Source organism: Tardiphaga sp. 839_C3_N1_4, assembly GCF_051811045.1.
In the GTDB taxonomy this organism is placed as follows: Bacteria; Pseudomonadota; Alphaproteobacteria; order Rhizobiales; family Xanthobacteraceae; genus Tardiphaga.
On record NZ_JBPWQD010000001.1, the window covers coordinates 4,449,320 to 4,464,546 of the forward strand.

The 15,227-nt window shown below is 59.0% G+C and carries 15 protein-coding genes; 11 read left to right on the plus strand and 4 right to left on the minus strand.

What is annotated here, in order from left to right; all coding sequences use genetic code 11:
* Positions 1-15: 15 nt before the first annotated feature.
* From AB8A38_RS21295 to AB8A38_RS21305, 3 genes are all read right to left on the minus strand, one after another.
* On the minus strand, positions 16-651 hold the full coding sequence (locus AB8A38_RS21295; protein ID WP_439087298.1) for a response regulator transcription factor: 636 nt from the start codon (positions 649-651) through the stop codon (positions 16-18).
* A gap of 131 nt (positions 652-782) precedes the next feature.
* Entirely contained in the window at positions 783-1,412 is a 630-nt protein-coding gene (locus AB8A38_RS21300; RefSeq protein ID WP_439087299.1) for a response regulator, read from the minus strand.
* 121 nt (positions 1,413-1,533) lie between these two features.
* Positions 1,534-2,388 carry a sensor histidine kinase gene (locus AB8A38_RS21305; protein WP_315839663.1) on the minus strand — a complete coding sequence of 285 codons (855 nt, stop codon included), beginning with the start codon at positions 2,386-2,388 and terminating at the stop codon, positions 1,534-1,536.
* A gap of 472 nt (positions 2,389-2,860) precedes the next feature.
* On the opposite strand from AB8A38_RS21305, the gene AB8A38_RS21310 reads away from it, so the two are divergent.
* The 5 genes from AB8A38_RS21310 (at position 2,861) to AB8A38_RS21330 (ending at position 11,024) form a co-directional block, all read left to right on the plus strand.
* A complete protein-coding gene (locus AB8A38_RS21310) occupies positions 2,861-3,982 on the plus strand; it encodes an efflux RND transporter periplasmic adaptor subunit (RefSeq protein WP_439087300.1) in 1,122 nt (373 codons plus the stop codon).
* Positions 3,979-7,038 (plus strand): efflux RND transporter permease subunit, encoded by a 3,060-nt coding sequence (locus tag AB8A38_RS21315; protein WP_439087301.1) that lies wholly within the window; start codon positions 3,979-3,981, stop codon positions 7,036-7,038. Before AB8A38_RS21310 ends, AB8A38_RS21315 begins: the two co-directional genes overlap by 4 nt.
* Before the next feature lie 366 nt (positions 7,039-7,404).
* The gene (locus tag AB8A38_RS21320) at positions 7,405-8,835 is read left to right on the plus strand and encodes a basic amino acid/polyamine antiporter (protein WP_439087302.1); all 1,431 of its coding nucleotides are present in this window, start codon (positions 7,405-7,407) and stop codon (positions 8,833-8,835) included.
* A 20-nt stretch (positions 8,836-8,855) separates the two neighbouring features.
* Positions 8,856-10,109, plus strand: a complete 1,254-nt coding sequence (gene arcA / locus AB8A38_RS21325; RefSeq protein WP_244528053.1) for an arginine deiminase — start codon at positions 8,856-8,858, stop codon at positions 10,107-10,109.
* 102 nt (positions 10,110-10,211) lie between these two features.
* On the plus strand, positions 10,212-11,024 hold the full coding sequence (locus AB8A38_RS21330; protein ID WP_439087303.1) for an outer membrane beta-barrel protein: 813 nt from the start codon (positions 10,212-10,214) through the stop codon (positions 11,022-11,024).
* Here the strand turns inward: AB8A38_RS21330 and AB8A38_RS21335 are convergent.
* A complete protein-coding gene (locus AB8A38_RS21335; RefSeq protein ID WP_439087304.1) occupies positions 11,021-11,359 on the minus strand; it encodes a hypothetical protein in 339 nt (112 codons plus the stop codon). The genes AB8A38_RS21330 and AB8A38_RS21335 overlap by 4 nt on opposite strands.
* A gap of 89 nt (positions 11,360-11,448) precedes the next feature.
* On the opposite strand from AB8A38_RS21335, the gene AB8A38_RS21340 reads away from it, so the two are divergent.
* From AB8A38_RS21340 to AB8A38_RS21365, 6 genes are read left to right on the plus strand one after another with little or no spacing between them, the layout of a single operon-like run.
* A complete protein-coding gene (locus AB8A38_RS21340) occupies positions 11,449-11,838 on the plus strand; it encodes a Na+/H+ antiporter subunit E (RefSeq protein ID WP_439087305.1) in 390 nt (129 codons plus the stop codon).
* Complete coding sequence (locus tag AB8A38_RS21345; protein WP_439087306.1) at positions 11,831-12,106, plus strand: monovalent cation/H+ antiporter complex subunit F; 276 nt, start codon at positions 11,831-11,833, stop codon at positions 12,104-12,106. The genes AB8A38_RS21340 and AB8A38_RS21345 overlap by 8 nt, the downstream gene beginning before the upstream one ends.
* 6 nt (positions 12,107-12,112) lie before the next feature.
* On the plus strand, positions 12,113-12,406 hold the full coding sequence (locus tag AB8A38_RS21350; RefSeq protein WP_439087307.1) for a monovalent cation/H(+) antiporter subunit G: 294 nt from the start codon (positions 12,113-12,115) through the stop codon (positions 12,404-12,406).
* Positions 12,403-13,344, plus strand: coding sequence for an MnhB domain-containing protein (locus tag AB8A38_RS21355; protein ID WP_439087308.1), 942 nt, complete (start codon positions 12,403-12,405; stop codon positions 13,342-13,344). Before AB8A38_RS21350 ends, AB8A38_RS21355 begins: the two co-directional genes overlap by 4 nt.
* Positions 13,341-13,676, plus strand: coding sequence for an NADH-quinone oxidoreductase subunit K (locus AB8A38_RS21360; RefSeq protein ID WP_439087309.1), 336 nt, complete (start codon positions 13,341-13,343; stop codon positions 13,674-13,676). The genes AB8A38_RS21355 and AB8A38_RS21360 overlap by 4 nt, the downstream gene beginning before the upstream one ends.
* Entirely contained in the window at positions 13,676-15,199 is a 1,524-nt protein-coding gene (locus AB8A38_RS21365; RefSeq protein WP_439087310.1) for a complex I subunit 5 family protein, read from the plus strand. Before AB8A38_RS21360 ends, AB8A38_RS21365 begins: the two co-directional genes overlap by 1 nt.
* Positions 15,200-15,227 lie beyond the last annotated feature (28 nt).

Genomic DNA, 15,227 nt, shown 5'->3' on the forward strand with positions numbered 1-15,227 from the left:
CATCTTCCATAGCAACTAGGGTCCAATCAGTTTCATGCGAATTGCATACCGGACCAGTTCGGCAGTGGAGGAAACTCCAAGCTTGCGCATGGCGGATGCGCGGTGGGCTTCGACAGTTTTCACGCTGAGATTCAGTACCGTGCCGACGGACTTGTTGGTGTGTCCTTCGGCGATCAGCTGAACAACGTTCTGTTCGCGTAACGACAGCAGGACTTTCGATTTGTCCTTCTTGCGGGCCAGGTAGTCGTGAAGCAGTTTTTCCACGACCACACCGGTGAAGTAAGGCCGGTGATTGAGTAGTGCATCGATCGCTGCAATGAGATGATGTCTCGCATCTGACTTCAGCAAGAAGCCTCGTATCCCCGCCAGGAGGGATTCGGTGAGGATTTCATTGCTTTCATGCATTGTCAGGATGAGCACCTCCGTCCGGGGGTGATGCAACTTGATCTGACGGCTCACCTCCAGACCGTTCAGGACGGGCATGGAGTAGTCGATAATTGCTATATCCGGCTTCAACTCCCTGATCATGGCGACCGCGGCTCTGCCATCGCTCGCTTCTCCGCTCACGGCCCAATCCGCACGACTTTCGACGATCGCGCGTAGTCCGGATCGCACCACTTCATGATCGTCTGCAATCAAGATCTGCTTCACAGTGCCGTTCCCATTCGTTGGAACCACTGGCCATATCCAATTGACAAAAGCAGCTCGCTAGAACGAAGGCCCTGAAATGATATGCGTCACGACTGCCAATTCAGTGAAGGCCGTCGATTATGGTTGCGCAATCATGCTTCTACCAGATTATTTCGAACGGCGTAGCGAACCAGACCTGCAGTCGATTTTACGTTGAGCTTGCGCATCGCCGCAGCTCGGTGGGTCTCGGTCGTCTTGATACTCAAATTCAAAGTCTCGCTTACACGCTTGTTGCTGTAACCCTCGGCAACCAGTTTTACGATTGTCTTCTCTCGCGGCGAAAGCGATCGGCCTGTGCCAATATTTCCGTCGGCCGATCCGACCATCGTGTCACAAGTCTCGCCGGCATAGAACGATCTGTGATGCATCAGTGATTCAACGGCCGCGAGGAGCATTTTGTTGGCATCGGATTTTCGTAGGAATGCGCGAACGCCAACTTGAGATGCTTGTAGCTCGAGCGCGATCGAGTCGTGCATCGTGAAGATGAGCACCTCTGTTGCGAGCTTGTACTCCTTCATCCGCCTTGCAACTTCGAGGCCGGTCATGAATGGCATCGAGTAATCAACGATAGCGACATCCGGATGCTTCTCGATGGCGCAAGCAACGGCCTCTTTGCCATCGCGGGCCTCGGCAACGACCTCCCATCCGGGACGTCGTTCCAGAACTGCACGAATTCCAGCCCGCACCGCGTCATGATCATCGGCTATCATAATCTGCTTCATGGTCCTCAGTGCTCCGATATCATTTCCTTACGGGCGGCAAAATACTCTCATCGAGAAGATCCAAGCCCTGGAGTTCATTGCTCTCGCTGAGCGTCAAATTGTTGCATCCGTTAGCTGACCTTTAGCCATGCGACGGTCGGATCTTCGCCGATCCTCGGCCGCCCTGGTGGATATTCACTGGCTTGTTTCCTTTGCGCGAGATGGCTCGTGGAATAGTCGCGTACACCGTTGTCCCGCTACATACCGCTGTGGATGACGAGTGGATCTCAAACGTGCCTCCCATCTGATCCAGTCTCGCTCTCATGGCCGGAATTCCAACACCAAGCGGCACTGCTTTATAGCCATCTCTCGCTCGAGAAATCGGCATTCCGCAGCCGTTATCGCTAATCCGAAGTGTGACGTTGGTGTCTGTGGCCTTGATCGAGATACTTACCTGCGTCGCTTTCGCGTGCCTGAAGACGTTCGCGAGCGCTTCCTGGACAACTCTCAGCAATGAGCGCTGCGTTTCGTTAGGCAATGCATCGACCGCAGCATCGATCTTGAGACGCGTTTCCAGCGATGTCCGCGATGAAAGCCCCACCACAAACTCCTCGATCGCCGACTTCAATCCGCCGTCGAGCAAATTCTGGGGATGCAGGAGGTAGGTGAAAGCCCTGATTTCCCTAAGGGCCTCACAGATCGACGCGTCGATCTCATCACAAATGTCTATGGCGCTGCCGATGCCAGCGACGGCGCACCTCATTCGCATCATATTCAAACTCGCGGCCAGCAGATGCTGGCAAGTCGAATCGTGAAGGTCTGATGCAATCCGCTGCTGCATATCCTCTTGCAGCGCCAAAAGCTGGATACCAAGGCTTGATTTGCCAAGTTTCGATTTTGTTCGCGCACTAGCAGTGCCGTCGAAAGTGTCGTGACCTACGACCTTTGCCCGAACATGAATTCGACACGATTCGTCTACGTGAGCCTTGTGGGCCATCATGTAGTCCGATGCATCTGGGTCGAGCGATGTGTCAGATAACCACTAAGGTTAAATGCCATCGTTCTTCTGCACGAAGTTAGGCCTACTAAATACCTCTGATTGAATCAGCGTCAAGTAAGATGTCGCAAATCGTCCGATGTCGCGACTGACTATACTCAGTCTGAAAATATACGAAGTAACAATAGAAGTAATTTCAGTTAATTGCCGCGTTTGCTTTGCACAAGGAACTCATCGCCTTTCAACTGGCGCATGGATCTTGCTGCGGTTCGAGAGTGTCCAGCAGGGCGCCGGAGAATCGTTGGTGTGATCAGTAGTTTCCCCGATACCCGGTAGATATCCGCACCCCCAGAATACTCTCAGTCACAGAAGAATTGGCGGGCAAGCGATCACGCAGGCAAAAGCCAGCTATCTGGTTTTGCAAGGCGGTCAGCGAATCTGGCGTGCAATTTTGCTCAGTGAGGGTTTCTTCATGCCTGCGTATGCTCGTCATACCTACCTATGCCGAGTGGCACGATATCGGACGATTATAATTATTCTAACAATTGTGCCGGCGCTTCTGCTGGCGGCGTGTGGAAGAGAGGCCGCTGAGACTGCTCCTGTCGTGCGGCCCGTGCGTACAGTCACTGTTGCGAAGAGCGTTGCGGGCGCGCCGCTTTCATTCACCGGCCGTATCGAAGCGGAAGACGAGGTGGCGCTGGCATTTCGCATCTCGGGCCGGCTCATCGAAAACAACGGAAAAACCGGAGGTCGGGTGCAGCCCGGTCAGGTCATCGCGCGGCTTGAATCCCAGAATGAGTTGAACACGTTGCGCCAGGCCCAGGCGGCAGTCGCGGCCGCGCAGGGGCAACTGACTCAGGCCCGCAACCATTTCGATCGCCAGCAGACGCTGCTTGCGCAAGGCTGGACCACTCGCGTCAATTACGACCAGGCAACGCAGGCGCAACAAACCGCTCAATCGCAGGTCGATGCCGCCGAGGCCCAGCTTAAGACGGCACATGATCTGGTGAGCTTTACCGAGCTGAAGGTCGACGCACCGGGCGTCATAACCGCTGTCGGACCTGGCGCTGGAGAAGTTGTCCAGGCCGGGCAAATGATTCTCCGGCTGGCGCGTCAGGATGGCCGCGATGCAGTTTTTGACGTGCCGGCCCAATTTTTCCGATCGGCACCGAGCGATCCGCAAATAGCCGTAAGCCTGACGGACGATCCCGAGGTGACGGCTCATGGTCGTATCCGTGAGGTTGGCGCCCAGGCCGATCCCGTCACGCGCACCTTTGAAATCAAGGTTGGCCTGACGAATCCGCCGGCGGCCATGCGGCTTGGCGCGACCGTCGTGGGGCGCATGGAAATGGATGCCGTCCCCATCATAGAGATCCCGGCATCGGCATTGACGAGGGCCAATCAACAGCCCGCGGTCTGGATCGTCGATCCCGCGAGCCGCACGGTTTCGATCCGAAACGTGGACGTCTTGCGCTTCGAGCAAGCGCAGGTCGTCGTGTCGCAGGGTCTCGACACGGGGGAGGTCGTCGTGACCGCGGGTGTGCAGGCACTCCACCCCGGCCAGAAAATACGCCTGCTTGGGTCTGAGCAATGACCGGCTTCAATCTCTCGGAATGGGCACTTAAGCACCGTTCCCTGGTGATCTATGTCATGATTGTTGCCGTTATCTTCGGTGTCCTGTCCTATTTCCGGCTCGGTCGCAGCGAGGACCCGTCGTTCATCATCAAGACGATGGTCGTTCAGGCGGCATGGCCCGGAGCAACGGTCGAGGAGACCGTCAAGCAGGTTACGGAGCGGCTCGAGCGCAAGCTGCAGGAAACACCGCATCTGGATTTCCTGCGCAGTTTCACGCGGGCAGGCGTCACCACAATCTTCGTAAACCTGCAGGGGAACGCGAACGCCAAACAGGTCGCCGACACCTGGTATCAGGTCCGCAAGAACATTGGCGACATCCGCCATACGCTGCCGGCAGGGGTGGTCGGACCGGGGTTTAACGATGATTTCGGCGATACGTTCGGAATTATCTATGGCTTCACGAGCGATGGCTTCACGCACCGCGCGCTTCGCGACTATGTGGAAGACGTCCGCTCGAAGCTTCTTCTTGTCCCCGACGTATCGAAGATCGAGTTGCTGGGAGCCCAGGACGAGCGGATCTTCGTCGAATTCTCGATGAAGGAACTGGCAAGCCTTGGCATCGATCGCACGGCACTGCTGTCTGCTCTCCAGACGCAGAATATCATAAGGCCAGCCGGCACGGTTCAAACGGGCGACGAGACGTTATCGCTTCGGGTGTCAGGCTCATTTCAGTCCGAGCAGGATGTTGCTGATATCAATTTCGTTGCCGGCGGGCGCATGATCCGCCTGAGTGATATCGCCCGGATTACGCGCGGCTATTCCGATCCGCCGCAACCCCTCTTTCGCGTCAACGGCGAGCCGGCCATTGGCCTGGCCATCTCGATGCGTGACGGCGGAGATATTCTCGCGCTCGGCAAGAGTCTCAAGCGGGCGATGGCTGCGATCACGGCGGATCTTCCGATTGGTATTGAACCGAAGCTCATTGCCGATCAGGCCGTCACGGTCGAGAGCGCGATCTCCGAATTCATGATGTCGCTGCTGCAGGCCATTGCCATCATTCTCGTGGTGAGTTTTATCAGCCTCGGCGTGCGCCCGGGTCTGATCATTGCGCTGTCCATACCGCTGACGCTCGCCATCGTCTTCCCGATCATGAAGCTCGCGGGAATCGACATGCAGCGCATATCGCTCGGCGCACTCATTATCGCCCTCGCGCTTCTCGTCGATGATGCAATGACCACCACGGATGCCACCCTGAATCGCCTGGCCGAAGGCGACAACAAGGTTCAGGCCGCCAGCTTTGCCTTTCGCACCTATGCATTCGCCATGCTGGCAGGAACGCTGGTGACCATCGCGGGCTTCGTGCCCGTCGGCTTCGCCGCGAGTTCTGCGGGAGAATACACGTTCTCCCTCTTTGCCGTTGTCAGTATCGCGCTGATCGTCTCCTGGTTCGTTGCCGTGATCTTCGCTCCGCTGATGGGCGTTGTCATCCTCAAGCCGCCGAAGGAGCGCAAGACAGATACCCCCGGTAGGGTTTTCAGGTGGTATCGCGGCTTCCTGATATTCGCCATGCGGGCGAAATGGCTGACCATCGCGCTCTCGCTGGTGCTTTTCGTCGGCTCGTTTCTTCTTCTCCCGTTCATCCCCCGGCAATTCTTTCCATCGTCCGATCGACCGGAGTTGCTCGTCGATATCAGTCTGCCGCAGAACGCCTCCATTTATGCCAGCCAGACGGCCGCGCAGAAGTTCGAAGCCGCCCTTCAGGGTGATCCGGACGTTGCGCGCTGGAGCACCTATGTGGGCCGCGGTGCTATCCGGTTCTACCTTCCGCTCAATGTTCAGCTGCCAAATGACTTTTTTACCCAGTCAGTGGTTGTCGCAAAGGATGTCGCAGCGCGTGAACGTATCCGCGCAAAGCTGGAGACGCTTCTGGCCAATGATTTTCCCGGTGCGATTACACGGGTCTCGCCTCTCGAGCTTGGGCCGCCGGTCGGCTGGCCCGTTCAATATCGCGTCAGTGGTCCTGACGCAGGCATGGTGCGCGAAATTGCGTTCAAGCTTGCCCAGGTCATCGCCGCCAATCCCAAGGCGAATGGTGTCAATTTCGATTGGATCGAGCCGGCAAGGCAGGTGCGTATTCGGGTCAATCAGGACAAGGCCCGGCTGCTCGGGCTGAGTTCTCAAGCCCTGGCAGGTGTGCTGAATACGGTCATCTCAGGCACCACGGTCACCCAGGTTCGCGATGATATCTATTTGATCGATATCGTTGCGCGCGCGGTCGATGAGCAGCGCGTCTCGTTGCCCAACCTGCGTAATTTGCAAGTTCCGCTGCCAGGCGGGCAGACGGTTTCGCTCAGCCAGTTTGCAACTTTCGAATACGAGCAGGAATATCCGCTGATCTGGCGGCGCGATCGTGTCCCGACCCTGACGGTGCAGACGGATATCACTGCCGGTGCAATTCCGGAATCCGTCGTCAATTCGCTGACGCCGGCCATTGCTGCCCTGGCGAAGACCATTCCAGCATCCTACAGCATTGTGGTTGGGGGCACTGTCGAAGAAAGTCAGAAATCGCAGGCGTCGGTCATCGCCGTTGTGCCGGTGATGCTGCTGATCATGTTTACGGTCCTCATGATTCAGCTCCAGAGTTTTCAGCGGCTGTTTCTGGTCCTGAGCGTGGCGCCCCTTGGGCTCATCGGCGTGGTCGCCGCTCTTCTGCTGTCAGGCCGACCGCTCGGCTTCGTTGCGATTCTGGGCATTCTCGCACTGCTCGGCATGATCACAAAAAATGCGGTGATCCTGATCGGTCAGATCGACGCTGAGCGCGATGAAGGAAAAAGCGTGTGGGACGCGGCGCTGGATGCCTCGAGCTCACGTTTTCGCCCGATCATGCTGACGGCCGTGTCGACTGTGCTTGGCATGATCCCGATCGCTCCGACGGTGTTCTGGGGGCCGATGGCCTTTGCGATCATGGGTGGGCTCTTGGTTGCGACGGTTCTCACTCTGATCTTTCTGCCCACATTGTATGTGGCATGGTTCAAGGGAAGAGAAGGGGCGTCGGACCCGCTCCGATCGACGTAAGCATAGTCAGATCGTGCCAGTGTCGCGCCGGCATCCGCTTCGGCACTTAGGGTAACTCCCCGTCTTCAACCTAGGGCATCACCCGATATCGTGGTGCATCCCGAATGTGCTTTTCTTTCCAGCAGTTGATGTTGGAAGGGGGCGCATGGTGCAAGACCTGATGTTATTTGCATCTGCCCGCGCCTTGCGCGCACCGGCGTTGCGCCCGCCGTATGAGGCTGCGCAATACAATCGATGCGCACGTCCTTTGCGGTCAATCATTCCTCAATCCCGTCGCCGCGTCTTGCGGGCCCCGGTCGCAGGTGGTCGCCTGCATGTCCCATTTGCTCCGGGCCGACCGCATCTGCACATGGGAGTGCTTCGGCCATGAGCAATGCAGGCGACCAGAAATTGCCGCTTTGGACGCTCACGGCCATGGTGGTCGGCGGGATGGTCGGCGCCGGCGTGTTTTCGATACCGCGTAACTTTGCTCAGGCCACCGGCATCTATGGAGCGCTGATCGCGTGGGCCGTCGCCGGTGCCGGCATGTTGATGCTGGGATTTGTGTTTCAGACGCTGGCCAACCGCAAGCCGGATCTCGATGCGGGCGTTTACGCCTATGCGCGGGAGGGGTTCGGGCCCTATGTCGGCTTCTTCTCCGCCTTTGGCTACTGGGCCAGTGCCTGCGTCGGCAACGTATCCTATTGGATTCTGATCAAGTCGACGCTCGGCGCGTTGTTCCCCGCGCTCGGTCAGGGCAATACGGTCACTGCCATCGCAATATCGTCGGTAGGTGTCTGGGCGTTTCATTTCCTTGTGCTGCGCGGCGTCAAGGAGGCGGCTGCGATCAACAAGATCGTGACGATCGCCAAACTCATTCCGCTGCTGCTGTTCGTGGTCCTGGCGATCTTCTTCCTCAAGCCCGATGTGTTCGTCGGCAACCTCTGGGGCGGCGCAAGCGGGGACTACGGAAATCTCTTCGCGCAGATCAAGGCGACGATGCTGGTCACGGTCTTCGTGTTTCTCGGCATCGAAGGCGCCAGCAACTATTCGCGGTTCGCGCAGCGGCGCGAGGACGTTGGTATTGCGACCGTGACGGGATTTCTGGCCGTGCTAGCCCTGTTCGCGTCCGTGTCCATTCTTGCATATGGCATCCTCCCCCGCGAAGAACTGGCGCAATTGCGTCAACCCTCGGTTGGCGGCGTGCTCGAAGCGGCCGTTGGTCATTGGGGTGCCATCTTCATCGGCATCGGTGTGATTATCTCGGTGCTCGGGGCCTATCTTGCCTGGACCCTGATGGCTGCCGAAGTGCTGTCGGTTGCGGCGAAGCGGCAAGACATGCCGGCATTCCTGGCGCGCGAAAACGCAAACCAGGTCCCATCAATGGCGCTCCTGATGAGCACGCTACTTGTTCAGGCTGTGCTCATCGCGACGTTGTTTTCCGACGATGCCTTCACCTTCGCTCTTTCACTGTGCAGCCACCTGTCGCTGATTCCCTATTTTCTTTCGGCAGCTTTCGCGCTGATGCTGGTCTACCGCAAGGAGACTTACGAGACCGATCCGAGCGATCTTCGCAAGGACACGATCATCGCTGTTCTGGCGACAGCCTACACGATCTTCCTGCTGTTCGCTGGCGGTATGAAATTTCTGCTGCTTGGCTTCATCATCTACGCACCCGGAACAATCCTGTATTTCATCACACGGAGGGAGCTCAACAAGCAGCTCTTCACTCCGGCAGAATGGGTCCTGTTCGGCGTCGCTGTCGTCGGATGCGTAGTCGGCATCCACGGCCTCGCCACCGGCTATATCAGCATCTAGGAAATCGATGGGAGTTCATGATGGCCAGTGCAAAGAAAGTCCCGTTTGGTGTGCACTCCGAAGTTGGCCAGTTGCGCAAGGTCCTGGTCTGTGCTCCGGGCCTTGCGCATACACGCTTGACTCCGTCCAATTGCGATCAGTTGCTGTTTGACGATGTGCTCTGGGTCGATAATGCGAAGCGCGACCACTTCGATTTCGTCACCAAGATGCGGGACCGCGGGGTCGATGTCGTTGAGATGCATAACCTGCTCGCCGAGACGCTGGCGGTCCCGGAGGGCAAGGCCTGGATCCTCGATAATCAGGTGGTGCCGAACCAGGTCGGCCTTGGTTTCATCGATGAGCTCAAAAGCTACCTGTCCGGGCTGGACAATCGAAAACTCGCGGAAACGCTGATCGGTGGCCTGTCGACCCATGACTTTCCGGAAGCCCATGGTGGCGCTGCACTCAGGATGGTGAAGGAGGCCGCGGGGGCGACTGAATACCTTCTGCCGCCGCTGCCGAACACGCTCTATACGCGCGACACGACCTGCTGGATTTATGGCGGTGTCACTCTCAACGCGCTGTACTGGCCCGCGCGACATGAGGAAACGATCCTCACCACCGCGATCTACAAGTTTCATCCCGATTTTGCCGGCAACGTCAATGTCTGGTGGGGCGACCCTACAGAGGACCATGGACTGGCCACGCTGGAGGGGGGCGATGTGATGCCCATCGGCAAGGGGGTGGTGCTGATCGGCATGAGCGAGCGCACCTCCCGTCAGGCGATCAGCCAGCTTGCAGCGACTTTGTTTAAAAAGAAGGCTGCGGAGCGCGTGATCGTTGCGGCAATGCCGAAGATCCGCGCGGCCATGCATCTCGATACTGTTTTCACATTCGCCGACCGCGACTGCGTGCTGCTCGCGCCGGACTTCATGAACCAGACACGTACCTATTCCTATCGTCCGAGCGACCATCCGAGCGGTGTCGAGTTGCATGCGGAGAAGAAGTCATTCGTCGGCGTTGTCGAGGAAGCGCTGGGCCTCAAGAAGCTGCGTGTGGTCGAAGCGGGTGGCAGTGACTACCAGCGGGAACGAACCCAATGGGACAGCGGTGCCAATCTCGTTTGCGCATCGCCAGGTGTCGTCTATGCTTACGATCGCAACACTTACACCAACACGCTGCTGCGCAAGGAAGGCATCGAGGTGATCACGATTGTCGGCGCCGAACTCGGTCGCGGCCGTGGCGGCGGTCACTGTATGACCTGTCCGATCATCCGCGATGCCGTAGATTACTGACGTAATCGGCCATTCTCCGCTCGGGGGAGCGAGATCGTGGGACTGTTATCATCGAAGCCAGAACCACCGACCGACGGAGAGTAATTGTCTGGGGAGTGTGCAATGCGTGGATCCGGAATTGTCCTGGCAGCAACAAGCTTCCTTTATGCCAGCGGGGCAATAGCTGCCGACATAGATCTGACCGAGCTCAGAAAGGTCGAATACACGTCGATGAGCCCGACCTGGAGCGTTGTTGGATCCCTGTCGCCCACCTACACGGCCAATGCTCTGTTTTCTCGCGATGACCGGCGTGGGGATTTTTACTATGAGCCAGATGTGAGCTTGCGGCTGGACGGCAAACTTGCGCCGGACCTGTCCTACCGCATTTTTGCACGTGCTCAGTTCGAAGCATTTTCCAGAGAACACGACGGCAATGCCGCCATTGCGCGTCTCGGCGCGCGGCTGACGAAGAATCTGTATGGCTGGAGGATAAGCGCAACCTACGAAAACAGATATGACTACGACGGCGTGTTTCGCGATCTCGCCTTCACCTCTCACGACGTGACGGGTGCCATCGCACGCGATTTCACCTTCGACAATGTCACGCTCTCGCCGCTCCTCCAGCTCACTTATCGGTTCTCTGATCTCGCCGAGGCCAGGCGCTGGCGTTTCGATGCGCTGGTCGGCATCGAGGTCGAGCTGAACTCCAAATGGTCCATCGTCAGCACGCCATTCATCGAGGCATTCTGGTTCACCGATGGCTTGAACCGCGACCGGGAGGATCAGATTTACTCGGCGTCTCTCGGCTTGAAATACAATATCGCCAGCAACGTATCGCTCACCACGAACGTGATCTACGAAGCACGAAATTCCAACGTGGCGCTGCGTCATTATAGAGATTGGATGATCGGCCCACGACTCGACTTCGCGTTCTAGAGATCAGGATACGAGAGGCGATGATGCGGCAGTTGATTGCGACGACAGGCGCGGCAATTCTTCTTATCTGCACGGCATTTTCCGCCAGTGCGGAGCCACGAGACTCCGTTGAGCGCGGCGATCGGATGGATCGGGATGCCTTGCGGGACGATGTGCGCGTCGATCGTCTGAAGATTCCGCAACACCCGATCGTCGTCGAGGAACCCCAGCAGCCCGTTTACAATACGAAGACCAAGCAGAAATCGAAGCGGAGCACGGACAGCAGTCGCTAGGGTGGCTTCCATGAACTTGATCGACACTGGCAATAGGGGTGAGGCGAGGTGGTCGGATGTCATGGGCAGTGCTGTGATCCGCGCTACCGGCTTCTTCTGCTTCTGGCTGGTGCTGACGCGCGGTGATCCCGGTGATGTGGGGCCCGGTCTGATTGCAGCTGCCGCAGCGACCTGGGCAAGCCTCAAGCTGCTGCCTGTCGAGCAGTGGGGACTTCCGCCCGATCAAATTTGCCGGATTCGTCCTGCACCTCCTCCATCAGTCCATTGTTGCAGGAGTAGACGTGGCGCTGCGGGCGCTTCACCCGCGGCTGCCGCTGCATCCGGGCTTCGTCGCCTATCAGGCGCAGCTGCCGCCGGGCAGGAAGCGGAATACGTTTTGCGCGATCATGAGCCTGATGCCGGGTACGCTCCCGTGCGGAACGTCGGGTGACGGCAGTCTGGCCATTCATTGTCTCGATGTGACGCAGCCCGTCGTCGAACAATTGTCGATGGAGGAAACCCTGTGCATGGGGGCGCTCGGAAGCGCGAAATCCGATGCCTAGCCTGCTGTTGGGTGCTTCGCTCTTTGTACTGCTGACGGTGGCATTGGGCCTGTTCGCCATTCTTCGACGATCGGCCGATGCGGACCGGTTGATGGCCGTCCAGCTGCTTGGCACGGGAGGTGTCGCCATCCTTCTTTTGCTCGCGGTCGCAAGCGAGACGTCGCCTGTCGTGGATGTTGCCGTGATGCTCGCGCTATTTGCAGCATTTGCTGCCGTCGCATTCGTCAGAAGCGCGTCCGGTGCGTCACGCGAAGCCAGAGGGGAGTGAGGGCGCATGAGCCGCGTCATGGATATCTGGACCATTTGCGCGGTCTCCGCAGGAGCGTTGTTCTTCCTTGCGGGCACGGTGGGTCTGTTGCGCTTCCCGGATACGCCGACGCGTCTTCACGCGCTGACCAAGGTTGACAATCTTGGCCTTGGCTTGATCGTTCTGGGCTTGCTGCCGCAGACGGGTAGCCTGCTGTTCGCGGTCAAACTGATCATGGTCTGGCTGCTCGTCCAGCTGTCGGGGGCGGTCGTCACCCAACTGATTGCTGGTGCGGTACGCCAGCACGGAGTTGACGGATGAGCATCGCCTCCGTCTTCGATGTCGCTCTGGTCGCGTTGATCCTGGCGATCGGTGCTTCAACGATCCTTGTGCGCACGGCGTTCGCGGCAGTCGTCATGTTCGCCGTCTATGGGCTGCTTCTGTCCATTGCATGGGTTCGGCTCCACGCTGTCGATGTGGCGCTGACAGAGGCGGCGATCGGCGGCGGAATGACCGGCCTGCTGCTGCTTGGCGCCGCCACGCGTTCCCGCTCCGACGATGTCGATCGTGTGAGGGTTGGTTATGCGGTTCGCCTTGCTGCGGGTGCATTGTGCGCGCTGGTCGTGGCGGGTCTTGCCATCGTCGTGCTCCATCCACCGGCGGCCGTTCCGACACTCGCACCGACAGTGATGGAAAATCTGCCGCCGAGTGGTCTCGGCAACCCTGTCGCCGGCGTGCTGTTCGTGTTCCGGGCGCTCGACACGTTGCTCGAAAAGGTGGTCGTGCTGCTTGCCTTGCTTGGAGTTTGGTCGCTGGCGCCGGATCGTACCTGGGGTGGAATGCCGGGCCTACAGGTTTATGCAAAGCCCGATCCCACGCTGATCTTTCTGGCTCAGCTTTTGCCACCGGTGGGAATCGTGTTCGGAATCTATATGTGCTGGGTCGGCGCGAAGCACCCTGGCGGCGCCTTTCAGGGCGGCACGGTGCTGGCTGCGATGTGGCTCCTTGTCATTGTCGCGGGATTGCAAAAAGCCCCTGCGATCAGTCGGCTCTGGCTGCGTGTTTTGCTCGTTACCGGACCGGTGCTGTTCCTTGTTATTGGCCTTGCTGGATGGGTATTCGCCGACGCCTTTCTGGCTTACCCGGCGGGCTACGCCAAACCGTTGATTGTCGCCGTGGAAGCCGCTCTTACGCTGTCGATCGCTGTCGCGCTTGGCATGCTGGCCGCAGGGCCGCCGGAACGGGCGCAACAGCAATGAACGCGGTAACGCTGTTCGGCTTGTGCGGCGCTGCGCTGGTGGGCATCGGACTGTACGGGCTCATCACGAATCCCGAACCGCTACGCAAGATCCTTGCATTCAATTTGCTCGGGAGTGGTGTGTTTCTGCTGTTCGGTATGATCGCCAGGCGGGCGGCGGCTGGGCTCGGCGGTGATCCGGTCCCCCAGGCGATGGTGATCACCGCGATTGTCGTCGCCTTCGCCGCGACGGCCATGGCCATCGCGCTGGTGCAGCGTCTTGCGGATGAGACCGGCCGGGCATCGATCAGGTCCGACAGTTCCGGCGCCGTCGATGGCGAGGGCAAATCCTGATGCCGGCGACAACCGTGCTTGATGCGACGACTGCCGATGGCGCGCTTCTTGTTCTGGCCATCATATTGCCAGTGGTTGGTATCCTGCTGTCGTTTGTCCTTGGCGGACGGTACGCCGAAAAAATTGCCGGGGTTCTGTTGCCCGCAGGTCTCGGCGTGGCATGCATCGTCTTCCTGAGAGTATGGCAGAGCGGAGAGCCGCTGATCTACATTGTGGGTGGTTGGCAGCCCCCGCTCGGCATCACGCTGCGCGCCGACGGACTTTCAGTCGCGATGATGCTGGCAATGGCCATCGTGATCTGCATCATCGGCGTGTTCGCGCATGCGAATTTCGACAGTCGCGCAGCGTCAGTTGAAACCCGCGCACCGCTGGTGTTCTGGGTCATGCTCATGGCGATCTCGGGCGCGATGAACATGATCTTTCTCGGCGGCGATCTGTTCACACTCTACGTTGCGCTCGAACTGCTGACCTTCGCGGCGGTGCCGCTGGTCTGCCTCGATGGTCGCGCGGAGACCTTGCAGGCGGCGTTGCGCTATCTGCTCTTTGCGCTGCTGGGCTCGATCCTCTATCTGGTCGGAACGGCCTTGCTATACGGAAGCTATGGGACCCTCGACATCGTCTTGATGTCGCAACGCGTGCGTCTTGAGCCGGCGACGCTGGCTGCTGCCACGCTGATGACGGTGGGGCTGTTCGCCAAGACGGCGCTCTTTCCACTGCATCTCTGGCTTCCTCCGGCGCATGCTGGCGCGCCGGCGGCGGCAAGCGCGGTTCTGTCGGCCGTCGTGGTGAAGGGATCGTTCTTTCTCATCGTGCGGCTCTGGTTCGACGCCATGCCGGGATTGCTGAACGTTGCCGGCGGCCAACTCATTGGGGCACTGGGGGCGTCGGCGATCATATGCGGCAATGTCGTTGCGCTACGCCAGCGACGGCTCAAATTGCTGATCGCCTATTCGACGGTCGCGCAGATCGGCTATCTGTTTCTGATGTTTCCGCTCGCTGCCGACCCGTTGCATCTCCAGTATGGCGATGCCCTGACGGGCGGCATGCTCCAGGCCATCTCGCACGCCACCGCTAAGGCAGCCATGTTCATGGCTGCCGGACTTGTCTATGCCGCGCTTGGACATGACCGGATCTCGGAGCTTGGCGGGATCGCGCGCGCGCTTCCCATGACGATGTTTGCCTTCGGCCTCGGTGGCGTGTGCCTGATCGGGTTGCCGCCAACGGGTGGCTTTCTGGCCAAGTGGCTGTTGCTGGAGGCGACGATGGAAACGGCGCAGTGGTGGTGGGCAATCGTGATTATCGCAGGAGGGCTGCTCACGAGCGCCTATATCTACATCGTGCTGTCGCGTGCGATGGGCCCGCCGAGCGCGCCGCTGATACTGCACGCCGCGGTGCCAAAGTATCAGGAAGTGGCGGCGCTGGGGCTGGCATGTCTCTCGGTCTTGCTGGGGCTCGTGGCGCTCGGTCCGATCGATGTCTTGCAAGTTGGTCGTCCGGAGGCGCCAATGGCTGCGCTGCAATGATGGAGGCCTATCCCTTGTTGGCTGGCGC